The following is a 22,033-nucleotide window of genomic DNA, read 5'->3' on the forward strand; positions in this document are numbered from 1 at the left end:
AGAACGCACCCCCCTTTGCTAATCCCCGATTTCTTTCTGCAAAAATTGCAAAGAAAGGTATATGGGACCACCAGCACAGCAAAAATCGCCGCAAGGTGTCGCAAATATTCTGCCTGCGTCATTTGCATCACGCTATGGGGATTTACTGCGCCGCAGAAATGCCTAACGTGATCACTGATCAAGCAAATGAGGGGACCCGCCGCCATGGCCGAATTTCAGAAAGTTCTGATTGCCAACCGAGGTGAAATTGCCATCCGCGTGATGCGCGCCGCCAACGAGCTGGGCAAGCGCACCGTTGCGGTCTATGCCGAAGAGGACAAGCTTTCCCTGCACCGTTTCAAGGCGGACGAGGCTTACAAGATCGGCGAAGGCATGGGACCGGTGGCGGCCTATCTCTCGATCCCCGAGATCATCCGGGTTGCGAAACTGTCTGGCGCGGATGCGATCCACCCCGGCTATGGTTTGCTCTCCGAGAACCCCGATTTCGTCGATGCCTGTACCGAAGCCGGCATCACCTTCATCGGTCCGAAAGCCAAGACCATGCGGCAACTGGGCGACAAGGCCTCGGCGCGCAAGGTGGCGATCGCGGCAGGGGTGCCGGTCATTCCGGCGACCGAGGTGCTTGGCGACGATTTCGACGCGATCCGCAAGGAGGCCGCCGAGATCGGTTTCCCGCTGATGCTCAAGGCCTCCTGGGGCGGCGGCGGGCGCGGCATGCGTCCGATCATGAATGCCGAGGAGCTTGAGGAGAAGGTCAAAGAAGGTCGCCGCGAGGCCGAAGCCGCTTTTGGCAATGGCGAGGGCTACCTTGAGAAGATGATCATCAAGGCGCGCCATGTCGAAGTTCAAATCCTCGGCGACCAGCACGGCCATATCTATCACCTCTACGAGCGCGACTGTTCGGTCCAGCGCCGCAACCAGAAAGTGGTCGAGCGCGCCCCTGCCCCGTATCTCTCGCCTGCGCAACGCGAAGAACTGTGTCATCTCGGCAAGCGCATCTGCGAACATGTGAATTACGAATGCGCCGGCACCGTTGAGTTCCTGATGGATATGGAGAGCGGCAAGTTCTACTTCATCGAGGTGAACCCCCGTGTGCAGGTGGAACACACCGTCACCGAAGAAGTCACCGGCATCGACATCGTTCGCGCGCAAATCCTGATCGCCGAGGGCAAGTCTCTCATGGAGGCCACCGGCGTTGCCAGCCAGTATGACGTCAAACTCGACGGCCATGCGCTTCAGTGCCGGGTGACGACCGAGGACCCGACGAACAATTTCATCCCCGACTATGGCCGGATCACCACCTATCGCTCCGCCACCGGCATGGGCATCCGCCTCGATGGCGGCACAGCCTATTCCGGTGCTGTGATCACGCGCTATTATGACAGCCTCTTGACCAAGGTGACCGCCTGGGCGCGCACGCCGGAGGCTGCGATTGCGCGGATGGACCGGGCGTTGCGCGAATTCCGCATCCGGGGCGTTCAGACCAACATCGCATTCGTCGAGAACCTGCTGAAACACCCGGTGTTCCTGTCCAATGAGTACACCACGAAATTCATCGACACGACGCCCGAGCTGTTCGACTTCAAACAGCGCCGCGACCGGGCGACGAAAATCCTCACCTATCTCGGCGAGATCACGGTGAACGGCCATCCGGAGACGCTCGGCCGTGCCAAACCCGCCGCAGATGCGCGCAAACCCGTCGCACCGAAGCTCAAGGTGGACACCCCGCCGATGGGCACCCGGCAATTGCTTGAGGAACAGGGTGCGCAGGCGGTGGCGGACTGGATGCTCGCGCAGCAAAAGCTCCTGATCACCGACACCACCATGCGCGACGGGCATCAATCCCTGCTCGCCACCCGGATGCGGTCGATCGACATGATCAACGCGGCGCCCGCCTATGCGTCGAACCTTTCGGGGCTGTTCTCGGTCGAGTGCTGGGGCGGCGCGACCTTTGACGTGGCGTACCGCTTCTTGCAGGAATGCCCGTGGCAGCGTCTGCGCGACATCCGCGAGCGCATGCCCAACATCATGACGCAGATGCTGCTGCGCGCCTCCAACGGCGTGGGCTATACCAACTACCCCGACAATGTGGTGCAGGAATTCGTGCGTCAGGCCGCCGAGACTGGCGTCGATGTGTTCCGCGTCTTCGACAGCCTCAACTGGGTCGAGAACATGCGCGTCGCGATGGATGCGGTCATTGAGAGCGGCAAGGTCTGCGAAGGCACGATCTGTTACACCGGCGATCTCTTCGATCCGGCGCGCTCGAAATACGATCTCAAATATTACGTCAAAATGGGTCAGGACCTGAAAGCCGCCGGTGCGCATGTGCTGGGGCTCAAGGACATGGCGGGGCTGTTGAAACCGGCGCAGGCGCGCCAGCTCATCACCGCGCTCAAGGAAGAGGTCGGCCTGCCGATCCATTTCCACACCCATGACACCTCCGGCGCAGCCGCCGCTACCATCCTCGCCGCCGCCGACGCGGGCGTGGATGCGGTGGATGCGGCGATGGACGCCTTCTCTGGTGGCACATCTCAGGCGTGTTTGGGCTCCATTGTCGAGGCGACCCGGTTCACCGAGCGCGACACCGGGCTCGACATCGCGGCGATCCGCGAGATGTCGAACTACTGGGAAGCCGTGCGCGGCCAGTACAAGGCGTTCGAGAGCGGGCTTCAGGCCCCGGCCTCCGAGGTCTACCTGCATGAAATGCCCGGCGGCCAGTTCACCAACCTCAAGGCGCAGGCCCGCTCGCTGGGGCTCGAAGAGCGCTGGCATGAGGTGGCGCAATGTTATGCCGACGTGAACATGATGTTCGGCGACATCGTCAAGGTGACGCCCAGTTCCAAGGTCGTGGGCGACATGGCGCTGATGATGGTGTCCCAGGGCCTGACACGCGCACAGGTCGAGGACCCGAAAAGCGATGTGGCCTTCCCCGACAGCGTCATCGACATGATGCGCGGCAATCTCGGCCAGCCGCCGGGCGGCTTCCCGGACAGCATCGTCAAGAAGGTGCTCGGCAAGGAGAAACCCAACCTCGAACGTCCCGGCAAACACCTCAAACCGGCCGATTTCGAAGCGCTGCGCACCGAACTTCAGGCGAAATTCCCCGACGAGGAGTTCGACGACGAGGATTTCAACGGCTACCTGATGTATCCAAAGGTCTTCACCGATTACGTCGCCCGCCACGAGCAATACGGTCCGGTGCGCGTCCTGCCGACCAAGAACTTCTTCTACGGCATGGAAGAGGGCGAGGAGATTTCCGCCACCATCGACCCGGGCGTGACGCTCGAGATCCGCTGTCAGGCGATCTCCGACATCACCGAGACCGGCGAGGTCAAACTGTTCTTCGAACTGAACGGCCAGCCGCGCACGGTGCGGATCAAGGACCGCTCTGCCGTCGCCTCCGTCAAGGCGAACCCGAAGGCCGAGGCGGGCAACGGCAAACACATTGGTGCGCCGATGCCGGGTGTCGTGGCGACCGTGGCGGTCGCCTCCGGTCAGGCGGTGAAGAAGGGCGATGTGCTTTTGACCATCGAGGCGATGAAGATGGAAACCTCGATCACCTCCGATCAGGACGGCACGATCAAGGCGATCCACGTCACACCCGGCGCCCAGATCGACGCCAAGGATTTGCTCGTCGAGTTCGAATAAGTCGCCGGTCCGAAGATTGGAAAGCCCCGCCTCATCGCGGGGCTTTTTTCTTCAGCCCCTGCGCGTCAGAACCAGCGAGGTCAGCCCGCCGAACACCAGCGCCCAGAGCGGCGCGCCGATGCCGAGGAAGGAAATCCCCGACACGGTGGTCATGAAGGTCACGAGTCCCGCCTCGCGCTGATCCGGATCCTTGAGCGCCGCCGTCAGGCTCGCCGAGATGGTGTTCAAAAGCGCCAGCCCCGCGACCGTCACCACAAGCGCCTTCGGTGCGATCAGGAAAAGCCCGATCACCGCCGCGCCCAGCAAGCCGACGATGCAATAGATCACGCCAGTGGCCACCGCCGCTTTGTAGCGAGTCACGGGGTCCTCATCCGCCTCGGGGCCGGCAACGATGGCCGCCGTAATCGCCGCGAGGTTGAAGGCATAACCACCAAAGGGCGCGAGGATCAGAGAGGTCAGTCCGGTCACGGTGATCGAGGCGGACACCGGCGGCTCATACCCCGCGGCCTTGAGCGTCACCACGCCGGGGACGTTCTGCGACGTCATGGTGACGATATAAAGCGGCAGCCCCACCCCGATCAGCACCGAAAGCGAAAATTCCGGCGTGACAAAGACCGGCTTTGCGATCTCGAAAGCGATATGCTGGCTGGTGTCGAACGCTCCGGTGAGCGCACAGAACATGACCCCCACCAGCAGCACCACCGGGATGGCGAAGCGGGCGAAAAAGCGCCTCCCGGCGAGATAGGTGGCGCACATGGCGATCACCAGCGGCAGGTTGTCCTCCATCGAAGCGAAGATCCCAAGCCCGAAGCGGAACAGAATGCCCGCCAGCATGGCGCTGCCGATGGCCGCCGGGATGAGATGGGAGATCTTCTCGAACCAGCCGGTCACCCCGGTCAGGGTCAGAAGCACCGCGCAGAAGACGAAGGCCCCCACCGCCTCCGGCACGGAGACCCCCGCCAGGCTGACCACCAGAAGCGCCGCCCCCGGCGTCGACCAGGCCGTCAGGATCGGCATCCGGTAGCGCAACGCGAGAACCAGCGTCGACAGCCCCATGCCGAGGCCCAGCGCCAGCATCCAGCTATTGGCCACCGCAGGGGAAGCCCCCAGCGTGTCGATGGCCTGAAAGATGATCGCGGCGCTGCTGGTATAGCCCAGGAGCACGGCGACCGCACCCGCGACGAGATGGGAGAGTTTCAGTCCGGACATGGATGGCCTTTCCGAGAGGAGACAGGAAGCGTTTGGCAGGCCGCGTTGCGTGCGTTATAACGGCCATGACCGCTATAACGCACGGACGCTATAACGCACAAGGGGCAACAAGAGGTTTCGATGACCGGCGACAAACTCCAGATCAACCTGAAGGCCGCGCGCACCCACGCGGGCCTCAGCCTTGCGCAGACGTCAGAGCTGACCGGGGTGAGCAAGGCCATGCTGGGCCAGATCGAGCGCGGCGAATCCTCGCCGACGCTGGCAACACTCTGGAAGATCGCGAAGGGGTTTCACCTGCCGCTGACGGCGTTTCTCGAAGACATGGTGCTGACGGCAGGAAGTTTCACCCCTGCCCCGGCACGCGCGGATCGCACCGATCCTGAGGTCGGCATGCACACGGTGTTCGCCTTCGACCCGAGGTTCGGCTCGGAAACCTTCATCATGACGCTGCCCCCCGGCCACAGCCACGAGACGCCGTCCCATGACAGCGGTGTGGTCGAGGATGTCTTCGTCATTCGCGGCGAGATGGAGGTGCTCACTGACGGAACCTGGACCGTTTTGCACAGCGGCGACGGGCTGCGGTTTGCCGCCGACCAGCCGCATGGCTATCGCAACCGGACGGGCGAGGTTGCGCAGTTTCACAACACGATCCATTATCCGCGCCGCACAGTGGAACAAGACGGCGACTGATCCCGCGACGACGGGTCACGCCACCGCGCCCGCGCATCGACTGTGCGGCAACACACAATGCTTTTGGAATATGACCCGTTATACTGGTACACACCTCCTCAAATCGAAGACGCACAGATGACTCTCACACTGACCGCTTTTTATGCCGGACTCACCGGCCTGCTTTATCTCTCCCTCTCCATTCATGTGATCAAACAGCGCCTCAACATCGGACAGGGCCTCGGCGACGGTGGCGACGACACGCTCAATCGCCGCATCCGGGCGCATGGCAATTTCAACGAATACGCGCCGCTGACCCTCGTTCTGATCGCCGGTTTCGAGGCCATGGGCGCCCCCGCCCTTCTGGTTCACCTTGCCGGGATTGTCCTCATTGTCTCGCGCGCACTGCACGCCTACGGGATGCAGGGCGGCGGCAAAGAATGGGGCCGCAAATACGGCATCCTCTCGACCTTCGCCCTGCTGCTGGTCTTGTCTCTCGCCGATATTTTCATGGCGATTTTCTAAAACAATAAAACAAAGGGGCCAGAAGGCCCCTTTTTCTTAGTTGCGATAGGCTTTGAGATAGTGCCGCTCGAAGAACCGCTTGGCCCAGTGGAACAGCCGCGATTTCGGCAGGGTCAGCGCCATCTTGTGATTGCGGAACACGAGAATGCCCTTGTTGACCGAGTCGACAATGCACACGAGTTCGGCCTTGAAATTGTGGCACGGCTCGCGGCCCGCCAGTTCGTCGGCAATATTGGCCACCGCCGCCTCGGCCTGAAGATCGGCCTGATGCGCCTGTTTGGCGAGCCACTCCGGCCCGGGATAGGACCCGGTGTCGCCCACCACATAGGTGCGCGGCCAGCCGACCACCCGGCATTTCTCATCCGCTTGAATGAAGCCACCGGACGAGCGCGGCAGCTCGGAATTGTCGAGCCACAAAGGCCCCGTGAGACCGGACATGAAGAGCACCAGATCGGCGGGAATTTCTTCGCGCTCAGTGACCACCTTGTCGGCTTCGATGCGCAGCGGCTTGGCCCCGATATGCACGAGGATATCGCGCTTCCACATTTCCTTGAGCAAACCGTCCACCGCTTTCGGCCCAAGCCGCTGCCCCGGACGGTCCGAGCCGTTGAAGAACACAAGGCGGAATTTGTCCCGCCGCCCCTGTTGTCGCAGCATGGTGTCGATGCCGAAGAGGAATTCGAACATCGGCCCGCCGCGCACGGCCTGCGGCTCTTTCGGGTTGGTACCGAACCCCATGGCGATGGTGCCGCCTTCCATGTCGCGGATACGGTCGTGGATAAGCTGGCCCTTGATGGCCCCTTCGCAAGGGATGATCGCATGTTCCGCCAGCCCCGGAAGTTTCTTGAGATAGCGCCCGCCGGTGGCGATGATCAGCACGTCATTGGTGACGGCAATGGTTTCCACCTCGGTCTCGACATCGACCGTGCGGCCTGCCTCCCGGACATTGACCACTCGCCCCTTGAGCCAGTCGACTTCTTCGCGGGCGAAAAATTTCGTCAGATCGACGTCAATGTCGGTCGCCGTCCGCAGCCCCGAAGGCATCCAGATCAGACTGGGCAGATAGGTCAGGTGGTTGTTCGGCGACACCACGGTGATGCGCGCGTTCATCTTCGCCTTGCGGATCTCGCGCACCGCGGTCAGCGCACCGAAGCCGCTGCCGAGGATCATGATATGGGTCTTTGTGGTCGTTTGGGTCGTCATCGCGGTCGTCATGGAGCACCTGAGAAATTCTGGCCGATAGGCCTTGAAACCGATGGGGATCAGAGCCCGGCGCGCGCGCCCTGTCCTTAATCCACATCAAAGATATATTCAAAAAACACCATAAGTCCCTGCGGCAGGTTGGCCCCGGCCATCACAGCTACGTGCGCAGGCTGACACATTCGATCCGGGAGCGGACTTTTCCGCTCGCGATGAAAAAATCCGCCGAAAGCGCGTTTTTCCTCTTGCAGCCCCCGGCGGGATTTCATATTTCACGCCTCACCCGAAGGACGCGGGTGTAGCTCAGGGGTAGAGCGTTACCTTGCCAAGGTAAATGTCGTGAGTTCGAATCTCATCACCCGCTCCAACTTTCTCCGGTCACCCACCGGAGAGACATAACCGAGCCGATGTTACAGGCTGGAAAGAGAGCGGGTGTAGCTCAGGGGTAGAGCGTTACCTTGCCAAGGTAAATGTCGTGAGTTCGAATCTCATCACCCGCTCCAAACTCTCTTTTCACATACTGTCGGAAGAAACAGCATCGCCCAGCGATTGGGCAAGCTGCATCTGTACCACCAACGATATGGCAAAATCTGTGTTTTCCCGCATGGGGCGTTGACCGCAAAAACATTTCCCGGAAAAACTGATCCTGTTTCCGTTGCGTCAGCCGCGCGCGCCTTTCCAGGACACCCAGATGGCCCTCAAACATATCCGCTCACCCAAAGACAGCGCGCTTTATCCGATCCGCATCGAGGAAGTGCTGGTGCGGGAAGGGCAATGGGTGACGGCGGCCACCCCTGCGATGCGGCTCCTGACCGGGAACGGGCGCACGCTTCAGATCAACTGCGCGATCGAGGGCACGATTTCACGGCTCATGCCCACCGGCACGATTCTCAAGGCGCCCGAACCGGTGATCTCCATCGAGGAAGACGCTGCCGCCGAAGTGCCGCCGATCCCGCGCACGAAACGCGCCGGGGCCAAACCCACCGCCTCCGCCGAGCCGCCGAAAGCAAAACCGCAGGCCCGGCCAACCTCGACCCCGAACTCGCCACCGAGACCCGAGCCGAAACCGGAAACGCCCCCAAGCGCCCCCGACCGCCTCACCGGCGCATTCTCACGTCGCGGCCTGTCCGTGCTTGCCGTCACCCTCGTGATTGCCTCTGCCGGTTTTGTATTCAATCGCATCACAACGGCGAACGAAGACCTTGGCACCGACCAGACCACCCTCGCAAGCACACCCTCAAGCGCCCAGGCAACACCCGCCCCTGCGAAACCCGTCTTCCCCACGGCCGAGGACCGGAGCTGGCTGTCGGCCCCGCATCTCGACAGTGTGCAATATATCTCCGGCGGTTCCCTGACAAACGGCCGCGCACTCAATCTCGACGTGGACCGGGACGGCAAGGTGAAGATCGTCGGAGAGATGAACGGTCGTGCCTTCGTCACGACTTACGACCCGTCGACCAAGAAAGTGACCGGCACGAAAACAACCGACATAGATCCGACCTATGCCTTTGTCTTCGCAGATTTTTTCGGGATGGGCGACAGGGACCTCGTCGGCTTCACCCCGAAACGGAATTTCGAGATTTCCACCGATTGGCTGCCGACCACGACCCTGCTCTACTCCGCCGAGAAAGATCATCTCGGGCCGCAGGATGTACCCTATGACGATCTCCATATCTACAGCAGCGATCAGAACGGCGATTTCATGGTCATGCTGGGATATGACACAAAGGTCAGCGGCGCGCTCGAAGAGGCCATGGGCACACGATATCATGCCCTCACCTATATCCGTGGCGGTCAGGGAGATCGGCTTTACCTTCCCGAAGACGAAGCCAACAGCGCATTCAAGTATGTGCTGCGATACAATACGATCAGCGTCGATGCCATGAAGGATGGAAACGCCGCGCTCTTCCTGCTTGCCACCGGCAGCTATGGCAAAGACTTTTACGGCGAATACACGATCCGCAGGAGCCAGACAGGCAATGAGGTGGACAGCCGCTTCGAATATGCCAACGACTGGCTGATGGAAGAGTTTCCACCCCATGTGCCGCGCGAGTTCATCCGGGTGCCGGGAGGACTCGGCAGTACGATCGGCGGCGTGACACTCTCCGGCATGACGGTGGCGACGGATGACACGACCTATGCGGTCGCGGGCGTGATCAGCGGCGTCGACGCCAGGGGTGCCACCTATGAGACCCACCCCGGCCCGACGGCTTTTGTACGCATCGCCGATGTCGACGAAAATTACGCCGTGCGCATGCTGGCCCGCAACGACACCTACCGGGACGAAGGTCTGCGCGTTCAGGACATCGAAGGGCTGAGCGGCGGACGTTTCGCGGTGCTGCTGCGCGAGGATGACAACGCCGAACACCCGTTCGGTGCGCTGGTCATCCTCGACAGCCGGGCCAATGTGCTGGCCCGGGAGAATTACGACGGCATCTACCTCGAGAGCATGATCTACAGCGACGACACCTTGCATGCCGTGGGGTATCACGTCCGGGACGACGGCACGGAAGACCCCCTCTACCGCAGCTACCGCCCCTGACACCCCACCGCCCCGTGGCAGCGATATTTTGCTTTGACATCAGAGCATAAGCGCTTTCGCCACCTGGCGAAGCGCAAGGCCGCATGCGGATCGCCTCGCGCGTTTGTATACGAATGTATTCCATTAAGTTGCTGAAAAATAAAGAATTTTTGAAAAAACAATGGGTGACAGACCGCCTTTCTCCCGCTACATGCACCGGCAGGGAGCCGGCAAAAGGTGAAAAGGCGATATATCTATGACACAGAAACTTCTCGTTCTCGGCGGCGGGTTTGGCGGGCTCTACGCGGCGCGCGAATTGCGCAAACGCTTCGGCGCGGAGGCGGAGATCCAACTGATCAGCGAAGAGAATTATTTCGTGTTCCAGCCGCTCCTGCCCGAGGTCGCCGCCGGTGCAATCATGGACATGCACGCCGTCACCTCGCTGCGCGAACTCCTGAAGGGCGTGCGGCTGCGCAAGGCGACGATCCATTCCGTCGATTTCGAGCGTCAGGTGGTCACCGTATTTCAGGGCGTGCAGCGCCGCCCGACCGAGATCGCCTATGACCACCTCGTCGTCGCCATGGGTTCGCGCATCGACCTGAGCCGGGTGCCCGGGCTCGAGGAACATGCGCTCAAGATGAAGACCCTGGAAGATGCCCGCCGCCTGCGCGCCCATATCATCGAGCGGCTCGAACATGCCGACGTCACCTTCCTGCCGGAGGTGAAACGCGAGGCGCTGACCTTCGTCGTGGTCGGCGCCGGGTTCTCGGGCATCGAGACCATCGGCGAGATGAAAGAACTGATCGACCGCTCGCTCAAATATTATCCCAATATCGACCCCAGCGAGGTGCGGGTGATCGCGGTGGAATTCGCTCCGCGCGCACTCAACGAACTGCCCGAAAGTCTTGCCGCCTATGCGGTCAAACAGCTCGAAAAACGCGGCGTCGAAATTCTGCTCAACACCGGTGTGGCCTCGGCGACCGGGCGACGTCTGGTGACCTCAGGCGGCGAGGTGATCCCGACCCGGACCATCGTCGCCACCATCGGCAACGCCCCCTCGCCCGTCGTGCTCGACATGAATCTGGAGCTGGCCCATGGCCGCGTGGCGGTGGAGCGCACGATGCAGGCCAAGGGACGCAAAAACGTCTGGTCGCTGGGCGATTGCGCGATGATCCCGATGAAGGACGATGCCACAGAGCGCGGCGACTTCGCCACACCGACGGCGCAATTCGCGGTGCGCGAGGCAATACAGCTCGCCGCCAACATCCAGCGCGCAGTTGCGGGCAAACCGCTCAAACCGTTCAAATACAAGAGCCGCGGCGCGCTGGCTTCGCTCGGCGCGCGGCGCGGCGTGGCGGAGATTTTCGGCGTGAAACTTTCGGGCTACCCAGCCTGGCTTTTGTGGCGGATGTATTACCTGAGCTTCATGCCCGGCTTCGACACCAAGCTCAGGGTCTTCCTCAACTGGCTTCTGGACAGCATGCGCCCGCGTTCCGTCGTGGCCCTCAAGGCACCGCAGGAAACCGCCGCGCATTACGTGCATTACGCGGCGGGCGATCCGGTGTTCGAGAAGGGCAACCGCTCCGACGGGTTCTACACCGTGGTCGAAGGCCGTTTCGAGGTCCGCCTGCGCGATGACGACACCGGCGAGACGACCACCTACGAGGTTGGCCCCGGCGGGCATTTCGGCGAACGCATGCTGATGGGGGAAAGCACCCGTTTCGGCACAGTGCGGGCCTTGACCGATGGCAAGGTTCTGGTGCTCGGGCGCGACGAGTTCACCAAGCTCACCGGCACCTTCGGTGCGCTTGGCGTGTATTTCGAGGAGTACCTGAAAAGCACCTATGCGCTGAACTGGAAAGCGCCGCAAAGCGACAACAAGGTGGCCTGACACCCCTGTACGGGGCGACCTCAGAGGCCGCTCTGTGCCACACCGGCGGCGAGACTGGCAGGGGACATGTCGCGATGACGGAACATCGGCGGCACCTCCTCGCCCCGCAGGCAGGCGGATCGGATCTGGCAATTGCCGCAAAGCTGCGGCAGATCCTCGCTGAGCGCCTTGCAGCCCTTTTCCGGCCCCTCGGCGATGCCCTCGGCGATGGCGACAAGATCGTCGACCGGCGTCTGGCACCCGAGGACACAGCGCAGCGAGGACAGCCGCGCAAACATATCGTTGTGCAACTCCGGTTCGCGGGAGGTGATCAGCACCGAGGCGATCCCGGGCTGATGAAACTCCGCCATGAGTGCAACCCCCAGGCCGCCTTCCTCACGCACCAGAAGATCGAAGAGCAGGAGATCGAACGGTTCCTTGCGCACACGGTCCATGGCATCCTCGGCCGTGCGGCTACGCCGGACATCATGTCCGCGCCGACCAAAGGCGGTTTGCCATTTGGTCGAGCTTTCGATGTCTTCATGCCAGATCAGGACGCGCATGTGAGTCCCATTGTTGACGTTGCGATGGGTCCATATGAGGGCGTTATGCTTAACATATCCCTAATTTTTCCATGACAGTTTTCGACAGTTTTTCACCTTTCTCCAGAACGGCGGCGAAACGGTGCCTCCGCCGGATCAGAGCGCCCATTGGCAAACCCTCCCCGAGGCGCGTATAAGCGGCGTGAAGCGAGAAGAGGGACAGCCCATGCGCAAGGCTTTGATCAGCCGCAAGACTGCGGAAACCGAGATTACCGTCGAGATCGACCTCGACGGCACGGGCAAATACGACAACCAGACGGGCGTGGGATTCTTCGACCATATGCTCGACCAATTGTCGCGCCACTCGCTGATCGACATGACCGTCCGCGCCAAGGGCGACACCCATATCGACGATCACCACACGGTCGAAGACACCGGCATCGCGCTGGGTCAGGCCTTGGTCAAGGCCGTGGGCGACAAGAAGGGCATCTACCGCTACGGCCACTTCGCGCTCGCGATGGACGACACGCAGGTGCAATGCGCGCTCGATCTCTCGGCGCGACCCTTCCTTGTGTGGAATGTCGAGTTTCCGACCGACAAGATCGGCACGTTCGACACCGAGCTGGTGCGCGAATTCTTCCAAGCGCTCTCAACGAATGGCGGCATCACGCTGCACATCGACAAGGTGCACGGGATCAATTCCCACCACATCGCCGAGGCGGCGTTCAAATCGGTTGCCCGCGCGTTGCGCATGGCGCTTGAGATCGACCCGCGCATGGCCAACAGCCTGCCGTCGACCAAGGGCGCGCTTTGAGCGCGGAGGAAGACTGACATGCTGACAGCACTGGTCGATTACGACAGCGGCAATCTCCACTCCGCCCACAAGGCCTTCGAACGTATGGCGCGCGAGCGGGGCGAAGGCACCATCGTCGTCACCTCGGAACCCGATGTGGTCGCGAAAGCCGACCGCATCGTGTTGCCGGGCGACGGCGCGTTTCCGGCCTGCAAGAAACAGCTTTTCGATTACAGTGGCTTGTTCGAAGCGATCTCCGAGGCGGTGACCGAAAAAGGCCGTCCTTTCATGGGGATTTGCATCGGTATGCAGATGCTGGCGACCCGTGGCCTCGAGTATGAGGACACCAAAGGCTTCGACTGGATCGGCGGCGAAGTCGTCAAGATCGAACCGTCCGACCCGGCGCTAAAAGTGCCGCATATGGGCTGGAACAACCTCCATCTCGAAGGGGTGCACCCGGTGCTGGACGGCATCGAAACCGGCGATCACGCCTATTTCGTCCACTCCTACCATTTCAAGGTGGCGAATCCGGCGCATCGTCTGGCCTATGTGAATTACGGCGAAGAGGTCACCGCGATCGTGGCGCGTGACAATATGATCGGCACGCAGTTCCACCCGGAGAAAAGCCAGCGAGCCGGTTTGCGCATCGTGTCGAACTTTCTCGGTTGGAAGCCGTAAAGGCCGCGTACATACACCGACAAGAAGACAAAGGGGCCCGCTTGAGGCCCCTTTCACATTTTAAGTACCGGCGGTTACTGAACCCGTGTCCAGGTCTGGCCTTTGCAGATCGGCCCGACGCAGCCCTTCACGGTCAGCGTATTGCCCGAGAGCGTCATTTTCGAATTGTAGACCTTGCCGGTCGAGGGCTGCCAGATCTTGCCGTCCTTATAGGCACCGCCGCCTTGCGGCGCCATGTCCCAGACGATGGGCTTTCCGATGTTCTCCGACTTGATCGGACCGTTGGCGTCAAAGGCCTTGGCGATGGTCCCGCAAATCTGCGCCCCGCAGGGTTTGATGGCGATATAGGCGTAATGGCCGTCATCCACCTGTGTCTGCCATGTGCCCTCAACCGGGTCGGCGGCAAAGGCCGGGGTCGCAAGCGCGAGCGCGGTCACAGCCGCAGTCATAAATCGTTTCATAGTGTATCCTCCCTAGATGCCCGCATCCTGAGCCGGGTGCGGGTTTCCTGGCAAGATTAACGCAGCGGCACATCGCGCCAAAGCGGGTTTTGCAATTCCTGCGCAATCATGCCAAAGGGAGCGCAACAGTGTCACGACAGGAGCACCCCATGATCCTCTACCCCGCCATCGACCTGAAAGACGGCCATGCCGTGCGCCTCTACAAGGGCGAAATGGAGAAAGCCACCGTGTTCAACGAGAACCCGGCGGCGCAGGCGCTGGAGTTCGTTGCGGCGGGCTGTGAGTGGCTGCACCTTGTCGATCTGAACGGCGCTTTCGCGGGCGAGCCGGTGAACGCGGCCCCCGTCGAGGAGATTCTCAAACAGTGCAAGGTCCCGGCCCAGCTTGGCGGCGGCATTCGCGACATGGCGACGATCGAGATGTGGCTCTCGAAAGGGCTTGAGCGCGTCATCCTTGGCACGGTCGCGGTCGAAAACCCCGATCTGGTGCGGGAAGCGGCGCGTGCTTTCCCCGGTCATGTTGCTGTCGGAATTGATGCCCGCAAAGGCATGGTCGCGACCAAGGGCTGGGCCGAAGAGACCAATGTGAACGCCACCGATCTGGCGAAGAGCTTCGAGGACGCAGGTGTTTCGGCGATCATCTACACCGACATCAACCGCGACGGCGCCATGCAGGGGCCAAACGTGGAAGAAACCGCAGCACTCGCCAATGCCGTGTCGATCCCGGTGATCGCAAGCGGCGGCGTGTCTTCGATTGCCGATCTAGAAAACCTCAAGGCTTGCGGTGCGCCACTCAATGGGGCCATCTCCGGCCGCGCGCTTTACGATGGGGCGATTGATCTAGCGGAAGCTCTCAAGGTGATGAAGGCTTGACACGGATCGCGAGCAAACGTGCTGCATTCAAGGCCTTGGATGACGCTCTCTGCGTCGAAGAAAAAGCCAGCTGCGCGTTCGCTCTGCGCGATTACAAGCTCACGGTTTCCAAAGGCATTCCCGGCATTGAGGATGCCCTTGGAGAGAAATTTGATACCGCCATTCGCAAAGCGCAGGATGAAAACGATCGGCAAGGCATTCTGAGAATGGCACTCAAAGAATTGTATGAGGACGCAATTTATTTGGCTGGCACTCAGGAAAACGCAGAGTTTCAAAGGTTTTTGCAAACCCATCTGCCTTCACATGTTTATGAAGAGCTCAAAGTCGCGATTGCAGCTTGTTCTGCCCCAGAGGCTTAAAGCCAAAACATCCTCTCCCTGCGTCAAGCTGTCCCTTCCCTTGCGCCATGGTTCGCCGTTAAGTGAACACGTTTAACATGGCGTAAAGAGTTCCGATGGCACAGGTTCAGCATACCCCCCTTCCCGCCACCTCCCGGCTCTGGTCAAAGGTCCTGCCCGACGATTTCATCGACGGTTACGCGGTCGAAAGTAAACTGTCCCCACGAGAGGCGGCCAATATCGGCCTGACCATGCCCGGCTGGGCCGACGCGCTCTTAAACCTGCGCAATCGGATCGTGAAGCCCCTTGGCCTGAAAACAGAAAGCTCCGACAGCGGTGACGGCGCGATCTTTCCAGTGGAGTACGAGGGCACGGATGAGTTGATCATCGGCACCGACGACCGGCACTTGAATTTCCGCATCTGCATCAGGCAGGAGGCAGGCCACATTCATATGGCAACCTGGGTGCATCGCAACAATGCGCTGGGGCGGGCCTATCTGATGATCGTCAAACCGTTTCACGTGTTGATCGTGCGGGACGCCATGCGCCGGATCGCCCGCGCCGCATGAAACGCGCTCTTTCGATCTTTATCCTTCTCTGGGCTTTCCCCATCCTGCCAGCGCTGGTCGCCTGGGTGATCAGCCTTGTGACGGGCTGCGGTCTCGTCGGCAGCATCTTCGAACCCCTATCTTGCAAGATCGACGGGAAAGAATGGGGGCTAGCCCTTTATTTCAGCTTCGCCCCAGCGGTTTTCACGCTGCTGCTGAGCCCGCTTGCCCTGATTGCCGTCTTGTTGCGCCTCTGGCTTGGCCGCCGCACACGCCACACAGCGTCCAAATGATTGCATCGCGCGCGCCGGCGCAGTAAGCCAAGACCGACACTGGCGAAAGGCGCGTGACCCATGCTCAAGACCCGCATCATCCCCTGCCTCGACGTGGCCGATGGCCGTGTGGTGAAAGGCGTGAACTTCGTGGACCTGATCGACGCGGGCGATCCGGTCGAGAGCGCGCGGGCCTATGATGCGGCGGGCGCGGACGAGCTCTGCTTCCTCGACATCCACGCCACGCATGAAAACCGTGGCACGATGTACGATCTGGCGACCCGCACCGCAGAACAGTGTTTCATGCCGCTGACCATCGGCGGCGGTGTGCGCACCACCGAAGACGTGCGCAATTTGCTATTGGCCGGTGCGGACAAAGTGTCGTTCAACTCCGCTGCCGTGGCCGATCCGGACGTGATTGCGCGCGCCGCCGATCACTTCGGCAGCCAGTGCATCGTCTGCGCCATCGACGCCAAAACCATCGAATGGGACGCTGAAGGCAATCCGACGAAATGGGCGATCTTCACCCATGGCGGGCGCAAAGCCGCCCTCGACAAGGATGGCCATCCGATTGATGCCGTCGAATTCGCCAAGCTCATTGAAAGCAAGGGCGCAGGCGAGATCCTGTTGACCTCCATGGACCGCGACGGCACCCGCGCAGGCTTTAACATCGCCATGACCCGCACCATCGCCGATTCCGTGAACATCCCGGTCATCGCCTCGGGCGGGGTCGGCAATCTCGACCACCTCGTCGAAGGCGTCACCGAAGGCCACGCCAGCGCCGTTCTGGCCGCTTCTATTTTCCATTTCGGGGATTACACGATCCAGGAGGCCAAGGAATATATGGCCGCCAAGGGCATCCCCATGCGTCTAAACTAAGGAGCCGTCCATGTCCGTTTTGCACGAGCTTGAACAGGTCATCATCTCCCGCAAATCCGCCGATCCGGAAAGCTCCTGGACCGCGAAACTCTTTGCCAAAGGGCCGCAGAAATGCGCTGAGAAGTTCGGCGAAGAAGCCATCGAAGCGATTATTGCCGCTGCCATCGACGACAAGGAAAACCTGACCTACGAGGCCGCCGATGTGCTCTACCACATGTTGGTCATGCTGGCCGCGCGCGATATCGCACTCGATGACGTGCTGAGCGAACTGGCCCGCCGTCAGGGACTTTCGGGGATCGCGGAAAAGGCCGCGCGCACCCCCTAAATTTAGAGAGCATTATGGCCCTTCAATTTTCAGCACAGCTTTCAGATTTCAACGTTCAAAAAGGTCTTTCAGACCTCACGAGGAAACGAACACCCTGGTTTTACAGGCACAGGCTGATCCTCATGATCGGCGCGATTTTCATGCTTTACGCATTGAACATCGCACTGCCGACCCCAGTCCCGCAGTGGGCCATGCTATTATTCCCACTCTTCATTATTGGTATTCTTCTTCTGTTTGTCTGGCTTACTCTGAGATGGAGACGCCACCTTTTCACCGGCTTTCAAAATGCGAAACTGCGCACAGTCGAAACACGGTTTTCGATTTCTGAAAGCGGCTACGAGGCAGAAAGCTCCTTGCATCAATTTAAACTGGCTTGGGGGGCTTTCATTGCGGCGGAAGAAACCAGTCAAGGTCTGGCACTGTTGATTGCCGAAGGTGAGTTCTACTTTATCCCGAATTCAGCCTTTGAAAGCGCCGAAGACCTCGGAAATGCCTGCTCGACAGCACGCGCTTTCATTGCAAAAAGCGTGAAATAGAAGCGCCGCCGCTGCAGAATCGGCTTTTTCTGATGGACTAAATACTCAAATTCCGGCTCAAAGCCCCAGCCTCGGGATTTCAATTGCCGGACAGCGATCCATCACCACCTCCGCGCCTTGGGCATGGGCCAGAGCGGCAGCCTTATCATTTGCGATGCCGAGCTGCATCCAAACGTATTTCAGCCCTTTGAGATGCTTGAGCGCATCCTCGACCACATTCATCACCTCTTCGGAGCGACGGAAGATGTCGACCATATCGACTGGCTCGTCGATCTCCGACAGAGACGCCACGACTGTCTGGCCGAACAATTCCTTGCCCGCCTGCCCCGGATTGACAGGAATCACCTTGTAGCCCCGCTTGGCGAGGAATTCCCCCACCTGATGCGACGGACGCTCGGGCCGGGGCGACGCGCCGACGAGGGCGATCACTTTCGTGTCTCCGAGGATGCGGGCGATATCGGTGTCGGTCAGTCGGTCAACATGTTGCATGATGAGGATAGTAGCGCGTTCTGAAAAAGAAAAAAGCCCCCTCGGCAGGCCTTTGCCACAGACCGCCCCTGAACGAATGCGGATGAAAAAAGCCCGGGCTCTGGACGACAGAAGACCCGGGCATAGGTATGGAACGAGGGACAGTGAGAACAACGCGCGTGTTCCAAGTTGCGCGTCTCACCACATCAGATAGGTGGTCGCTCTCGATATGGAAGAGCGTGTAAGAAAAACGTGAACACGGAGTGAACACCGCCTGCGTTTCCGCTGTTTTTTTCGCCCAGCTCTCAGCCCCGCATCGAAGCCGCATAAAGCGCCACAGCGGCGGCGTTCGACACGTTGAGCGAGCCGAAATCCCGTGCGAAGGGGATTTTCACCAGCCCGTCCACGGTTTCCCTGGTCTTCTGACGCAGCCCCGGCCCCTCGGCCCCCATCACAAGCGCCACTGGACGCCCCTTGAGATCGCCCAGTGCCTGACCGATCGTCACCTCCGCCTCGCCATCGAGACCGAGACAGGTGAACCCCAGTTCCTGAAGCTTGAGAATCGTCTCCGACAGGTTGCGCACCCGCAGATAAGGCTGACGCTCCAGCGCGCCGGAGGCGGTTTTCGCCAGGGCGCCGGTTTCGGGCGCGGCATGGCGCGCGGTCGCGATCACGGCTTCGGCACCGAACACCTCGGCGGAGCGCAGAATCGCCCCCACGTTATGCGGATCGGTCACCTGATCGAGCAAAACCACCGTCGGCGCGCCCTCGCCCGCCGCCAGACAAACCTCCTCGACCGAGCCCCAGCTCAGCGGCTTCACCTCAAGCAGAGCGCCTTGGTGCACGGAGGCCGGGTCGACCGGCACGCCATGGTTGCGCGGATCGTGGAATTTGCGCGGGTCGATCTCTTCGGGCGTGATGCCACAGGCGGCAATTTCCGCCTCAAGTTTGGCCATCGCATTCTTCGTCACCAAAAGCCGAAGCTTCTCCCGCGCCGGGTTCGCAAGCGCATCGCGCACCGCATGCAGGCCGAAAAGCCAAACGGTTTCCTGCGCGGCCTTGCGCTTGGCTTGCTCTTTCTCGACGACCCACTTGGGTTTTTTCATGGCTTTGGTGTCCCGCTTTTTGTGGCTGGCCCTTCTTGGCGCAGGCAATCTCCAAGAACAAGCAATTTTCCTGTTGACGCCCCCCGATCACACTTGTATCCACCGCCCACACAACGCGAAACGGTCGGTGAGTGATTGCGGATCGAGCGTGAAAGTGGGCGACGGGCTGCAAGGTGCGGCAGCGGACTGTAACTCCGCCGAGGAGACTCATGCCTGGTTCGATTCCAGGGTCGCCCACCACTTCTCCCCCTCCGATTTCTTTTTCGAAGCGGTCACATGATCCGCAATGGCGACGAGCCATTTCAGGCGCGGCTTTCCCTGTATGTCCTTCGCATTTTATCTCTGTCCTCAAGCCAATCTTCACGCCTTGCTGCCACACTCCACCAAAATCCCCGGTTGCGGAGCGCTGCATCGTGTCTGCCCCCTCGTCTTCTCTGTCTCACCCTCTGCCTGCCGACGCCCTGAGTGCGCTTGTAACCGACACCCTGGCCCGCGCGCCGCTGCAAAGCCATCGCGGGCGGGTGCAGACCATCGGCGCCCTGCAGGCACGGATCGCACGTGAAGGCGTGTCGGGACTGAGCACGCAGGAGGCGCGGCTCGAACTCGACAAGCTGATCTCGCGCAGGTTGCTGTTGCTGGGGGTGCCCTGCGATCTTCCGATTCTGGCGATACCGCAGGCTTCGGACGAGGAAGAAAAAGACGCCCCGCTCCGGGCGACACCGGAGCCGCAATTCGCCGCATGGGATCACGACCTGGCCGAAGAGCGGGCGACGGATTTCGCGGAGCTGCCTGTAATCTTCACCCGGGCCCCCGGCCTCAGAGGCTGGTTCAAACGCTTCCGCCCACGACCGAAGCTCCCCGGCAAAGTCGGCAAGGCCCGCGGACCATCTGGACCCGTCACCCATCTCAGCCGCACGGTCGAGACCGCCACGGGGACCCTCGATTACTACGCCGCCTGGCGCTATGACCCGGCCTGCCACCTGACGGTGCGCCTGGCCTGCGACGGACGGCGGCGGTTCCTGTTCAGAACCCGTTGTGACAGTTTTGCTCATGCGTTTGAGCATCTCGGGGCCACGCTCGCGCGCAGCGGCATGGTCCTCCGGCTCAAGGGCTTGTCCCCCGGCGTAACCTGGGCCGACAGCGCGCCGGAGTGCGAAACGCTGCATCTGCCGGACGGGCGGCTGGTCCATGCGCTGTCTCTCGACACCGAACCTGATCCAGCGGAAACCATGATGGAGAATCCCGTGACAGTCGCCCCGCAAGAGGCTTGAAATCCCATCGGAAACCCTCAGACTGCCTGTAACGTCACAGGAAAGGAACGGGCATGGATCTGCGCAGCATGGAAATTCGCTACGATGGCCGCAAGGGCGACATCGGCGGACCGTTCATCGGCACCCTGCACTGGGACGCCGAGCTTGAAGGCCCACGTCCCGGCGTGCTCGTCGCCCCGGCCTTTCGCGGTCGGGCGCAGTTCGAGGAACAGCGTGCGCAGGAGCTGGCAGCCTTGGGGTATGTCGGGTTCGCCATCGACTATTACGGTCAGGGCTGGAGCACCACCGACCCGACGGAAGCCCATGCCGCCAAGGACCGTTTGGATGCGGACCGCGCCACATTGGCCGCGCGCATGGTGGCAGCGCTTGCGACGCTGAAAGCGCAGGGTCAGGTGGATGCCGAGCGCACCGCCGCGATCGGATATTGTTTCGGCGGCAAAGCAGTGCTCGATCTGGCCCGCGAGGGCGTTGAGATCGGCGGCGTCGCGACCTTTCACGGCATTCTCGACCGGGCAGAGACTGCGCCGGAGATGAAAATCGTCGCCGATGTGCTGGTGATGCATGGCTGGGACGACCCGCTCGCCAAGCCCGAAAGCGTTCAGGCATTCGGTCGCGAAATGACGGAACGCGGTGCGAAATGGCAGCTCCACGCCTATGGCAACACCGGACACGCCTTTACCAACCCCGCAGCCAAACCCGGCGCGCAGCCGGGCTTCGGGTTCGACGTCAAAGCAACGGCGCGAAGCTGGCGCGCGCTGGTGGATTTTCTGACGGAAGTGTTGCGGTGAAGGTGAATATGAATGGAATGCACTTTGTAAAGGTTTTCAAAACAATATGATGGAATCATCGGTGTGTTCATAGCCGAACCATTTCCACGTAGGAGAACCCTCCTCCGTCAAGGTGACATTCTTTTTCAGAGATCGACCGAGTTCGACCATAAACGCCATCAAGGCCTTCACCTCAAGCGGCGAGGTCACCTCCCGCAGATCAACATCGAGCTCAATCTCGTCCTCTACGAAGAAATGACAATTCACGCCCACCTTCCCTGGGGAAAAGGACAGCAAGAGTGCAGCCGCACCAAATTGTCCGGGCAAACCCTCCACCCGATCAGGTAGCACAGCAGCCTCTCCTTCTCTGTAAAAGACAGGATTATACCGCGCCACAAGCTGCATGAATTTTGACCAATCCCAAGCCGTCGTTTCATGCACATAGATATCCCGGAGAGATCCGTCGACATGGAAGGCTCTCTGCCAATTATGTAAATTCAACGTCTGCTCGAACACCTTTAGGCTCCGGAAAAAT

At 60.9% G+C, this 22,033-nt stretch carries 24 protein-coding genes and 3 tRNA genes; 19 read left to right on the forward strand and 8 right to left on the reverse strand.

The genetic code is table 11. The features are described from left to right. Positions 1-204 precede the first annotated feature (204 nt). A complete protein-coding gene (locus NH195_RS08560; protein ID WP_066705572.1) occupies positions 205-3,648 on the forward strand; it encodes a pyruvate carboxylase in 3,444 nt (1,147 codons plus the stop codon). 51 nt (positions 3,649-3,699) lie between these two features. Here NH195_RS08560 and NH195_RS08565 read toward each other — a convergent pair whose 3' ends face one another. Continuing rightward, entirely contained in the window at positions 3,700-4,857 is a 1,158-nt protein-coding gene (locus NH195_RS08565; RefSeq protein WP_066705574.1) for a benzoate/H(+) symporter BenE family transporter, read from the reverse strand. A 120-nt stretch (positions 4,858-4,977) separates the two neighbouring features. Here NH195_RS08565 and NH195_RS08570 point away from each other — a divergent pair, with 120 nt between their 5' ends. Further along, positions 4,978-5,547 carry a helix-turn-helix domain-containing protein gene (locus tag NH195_RS08570; protein ID WP_066705576.1) on the forward strand — a complete coding sequence of 190 codons (570 nt, stop codon included), beginning with the start codon at positions 4,978-4,980 and terminating at the stop codon, positions 5,545-5,547. Between the two features lie 117 nt (positions 5,548-5,664). Further along, entirely contained in the window at positions 5,665-6,051 is a 387-nt protein-coding gene (locus NH195_RS08575; protein WP_066705578.1) for an MAPEG family protein, read from the forward strand. 36 nt (positions 6,052-6,087) lie between these two features. Here NH195_RS08575 and NH195_RS08580 read toward each other — a convergent pair whose 3' ends face one another. Continuing rightward, positions 6,088-7,254 (reverse strand): NAD(P)/FAD-dependent oxidoreductase, encoded by a 1,167-nt coding sequence (locus NH195_RS08580; protein ID WP_066705842.1) that lies wholly within the window; start codon positions 7,252-7,254, stop codon positions 6,088-6,090. Positions 7,255-7,340: 86 nt separating this feature from the next. Further along, positions 7,341-7,520 (reverse strand): hypothetical protein, encoded by a 180-nt coding sequence (locus tag NH195_RS08585; protein WP_066705580.1) that lies wholly within the window; start codon positions 7,518-7,520, stop codon positions 7,341-7,343. A gap of 23 nt (positions 7,521-7,543) precedes the next feature. Here NH195_RS08585 and NH195_RS08590 point away from each other — a divergent pair. The 4 genes from NH195_RS08590 to NH195_RS08605 all read left to right on the forward strand — a co-directional run bounded on the left by NH195_RS08590 (position 7,544) and on the right by NH195_RS08605 (position 11,663). Continuing rightward, positions 7,544-7,618, forward strand: a tRNA-Gly gene (locus NH195_RS08590). A gap of 61 nt (positions 7,619-7,679) precedes the next feature. Then, positions 7,680-7,754, forward strand: a tRNA-Gly gene (locus tag NH195_RS08595). A 188-nt stretch (positions 7,755-7,942) separates the two neighbouring features. Then, a complete protein-coding gene (locus tag NH195_RS08600; protein ID WP_066705583.1) occupies positions 7,943-9,793 on the forward strand; it encodes a hypothetical protein in 1,851 nt (616 codons plus the stop codon). Between the two features lie 235 nt (positions 9,794-10,028). After that, on the forward strand, positions 10,029-11,663 hold the full coding sequence (locus NH195_RS08605) for an FAD-dependent oxidoreductase (RefSeq protein ID WP_066705585.1): 1,635 nt from the start codon (positions 10,029-10,031) through the stop codon (positions 11,661-11,663). 20 nt (positions 11,664-11,683) lie between these two features. Here NH195_RS08605 and NH195_RS08610 read toward each other — a convergent pair whose 3' ends face one another. Beyond that, positions 11,684-12,205 carry a hypothetical protein gene (locus NH195_RS08610; RefSeq protein WP_066705587.1) on the reverse strand — a complete coding sequence of 174 codons (522 nt, stop codon included), beginning with the start codon at positions 12,203-12,205 and terminating at the stop codon, positions 11,684-11,686. A gap of 205 nt (positions 12,206-12,410) precedes the next feature. Here NH195_RS08610 and hisB point away from each other — a divergent pair, with 205 nt between their 5' ends. Together hisB and hisH are read left to right on the forward strand one after the other, a co-directional pair. After that, positions 12,411-12,998, forward strand: coding sequence for an imidazoleglycerol-phosphate dehydratase HisB (gene hisB, locus NH195_RS08615; RefSeq protein WP_066705589.1), 588 nt, complete (start codon positions 12,411-12,413; stop codon positions 12,996-12,998). A gap of 18 nt (positions 12,999-13,016) precedes the next feature. After that, on the forward strand, positions 13,017-13,655 hold the full coding sequence (gene hisH / locus NH195_RS08620) for an imidazole glycerol phosphate synthase subunit HisH (RefSeq protein ID WP_066705590.1): 639 nt from the start codon (positions 13,017-13,019) through the stop codon (positions 13,653-13,655). Positions 13,656-13,729: 74 nt separating this feature from the next. Here hisH and NH195_RS08625 read toward each other — a convergent pair whose 3' ends face one another. After that, a complete protein-coding gene (locus NH195_RS08625) occupies positions 13,730-14,116 on the reverse strand; it encodes a DUF2147 domain-containing protein (RefSeq protein WP_066705591.1) in 387 nt (128 codons plus the stop codon). Between the two features lie 149 nt (positions 14,117-14,265). On the opposite strand from NH195_RS08625, the gene hisA reads away from it, so the two are divergent. The 7 genes from hisA to NH195_RS08660 all read left to right on the forward strand — a co-directional run bounded on the left by hisA (position 14,266) and on the right by NH195_RS08660 (position 17,886). After that, positions 14,266-14,988 (forward strand): 1-(5-phosphoribosyl)-5-[(5-phosphoribosylamino)methylideneamino]imidazole-4-carboxamide isomerase, encoded by a 723-nt coding sequence (hisA, locus tag NH195_RS08630; protein WP_066705592.1) that lies wholly within the window; start codon positions 14,266-14,268, stop codon positions 14,986-14,988. Continuing rightward, complete coding sequence (locus tag NH195_RS08635) at positions 14,985-15,347, forward strand: hypothetical protein (protein WP_066705594.1); 363 nt, start codon at positions 14,985-14,987, stop codon at positions 15,345-15,347. Before hisA ends, NH195_RS08635 begins: the two co-directional genes overlap by 4 nt. 95 nt (positions 15,348-15,442) lie before the next feature. Further along, complete coding sequence (locus NH195_RS08640) at positions 15,443-15,895, forward strand: DUF2867 domain-containing protein (protein ID WP_066705596.1); 453 nt, start codon at positions 15,443-15,445, stop codon at positions 15,893-15,895. Beyond that, positions 15,892-16,167 carry a hypothetical protein gene (locus NH195_RS08645; protein WP_066705597.1) on the forward strand — a complete coding sequence of 92 codons (276 nt, stop codon included), beginning with the start codon at positions 15,892-15,894 and terminating at the stop codon, positions 16,165-16,167. The genes NH195_RS08640 and NH195_RS08645 overlap by 4 nt, the downstream gene beginning before the upstream one ends. A 60-nt stretch (positions 16,168-16,227) precedes the next feature. Then, the gene (gene hisF, locus NH195_RS08650; protein ID WP_066705599.1) at positions 16,228-17,025 is read left to right on the forward strand and encodes an imidazole glycerol phosphate synthase subunit HisF; all 798 of its coding nucleotides are present in this window, start codon (positions 16,228-16,230) and stop codon (positions 17,023-17,025) included. Positions 17,026-17,035: 10 nt separating this feature from the next. Further along, positions 17,036-17,350 carry a phosphoribosyl-ATP diphosphatase gene (locus NH195_RS08655; RefSeq protein ID WP_066705601.1) on the forward strand — a complete coding sequence of 105 codons (315 nt, stop codon included), beginning with the start codon at positions 17,036-17,038 and terminating at the stop codon, positions 17,348-17,350. Between the two features lie 14 nt (positions 17,351-17,364). Continuing rightward, positions 17,365-17,886: a YcxB family protein gene (locus tag NH195_RS08660; protein WP_066705603.1), complete on the forward strand. Its 522-nt coding sequence runs from the start codon at positions 17,365-17,367 to the stop codon at positions 17,884-17,886. A gap of 57 nt (positions 17,887-17,943) precedes the next feature. On the opposite strand, the gene NH195_RS08665 is transcribed toward NH195_RS08660, so the two are convergent. Both NH195_RS08665 and rlmB read right to left on the reverse strand, forming a co-directional pair. After that, entirely contained in the window at positions 17,944-18,375 is a 432-nt protein-coding gene (locus tag NH195_RS08665; RefSeq protein WP_066705605.1) for a CoA-binding protein, read from the reverse strand. A 284-nt stretch (positions 18,376-18,659) separates the two neighbouring features. Further along, a complete protein-coding gene (gene rlmB / locus NH195_RS08670; RefSeq protein ID WP_066705607.1) occupies positions 18,660-19,460 on the reverse strand; it encodes a 23S rRNA (guanosine(2251)-2'-O)-methyltransferase RlmB in 801 nt (266 codons plus the stop codon). A gap of 156 nt (positions 19,461-19,616) precedes the next feature. On the opposite strand from rlmB, the gene NH195_RS21145 reads away from it, so the two are divergent. From NH195_RS21145 to NH195_RS08680, 3 genes are all read left to right on the forward strand, one after another. After that, positions 19,617-19,700 (forward strand) — tRNA-Tyr (locus NH195_RS21145). A gap of 173 nt (positions 19,701-19,873) precedes the next feature. Further along, positions 19,874-20,731 carry a hypothetical protein gene (locus NH195_RS08675; RefSeq protein ID WP_066705609.1) on the forward strand — a complete coding sequence of 286 codons (858 nt, stop codon included), beginning with the start codon at positions 19,874-19,876 and terminating at the stop codon, positions 20,729-20,731. 53 nt (positions 20,732-20,784) lie between these two features. Further along, positions 20,785-21,519, forward strand: a complete 735-nt coding sequence (locus NH195_RS08680; RefSeq protein WP_081423846.1) for a dienelactone hydrolase family protein — start codon at positions 20,785-20,787, stop codon at positions 21,517-21,519. 36 nt (positions 21,520-21,555) lie between these two features. Here NH195_RS08680 and NH195_RS08685 read toward each other — a convergent pair whose 3' ends face one another. Beyond that, positions 21,556-22,014 carry a hypothetical protein gene (locus NH195_RS08685; RefSeq protein WP_155846120.1) on the reverse strand — a complete coding sequence of 153 codons (459 nt, stop codon included), beginning with the start codon at positions 22,012-22,014 and terminating at the stop codon, positions 21,556-21,558. Positions 22,015-22,033 lie beyond the last annotated feature (19 nt).

Source organism: Celeribacter ethanolicus (assembly GCF_001550095.1).
GTDB lineage: Bacteria > Pseudomonadota > Alphaproteobacteria > Rhodobacterales > Rhodobacteraceae > Celeribacter > Celeribacter ethanolicus.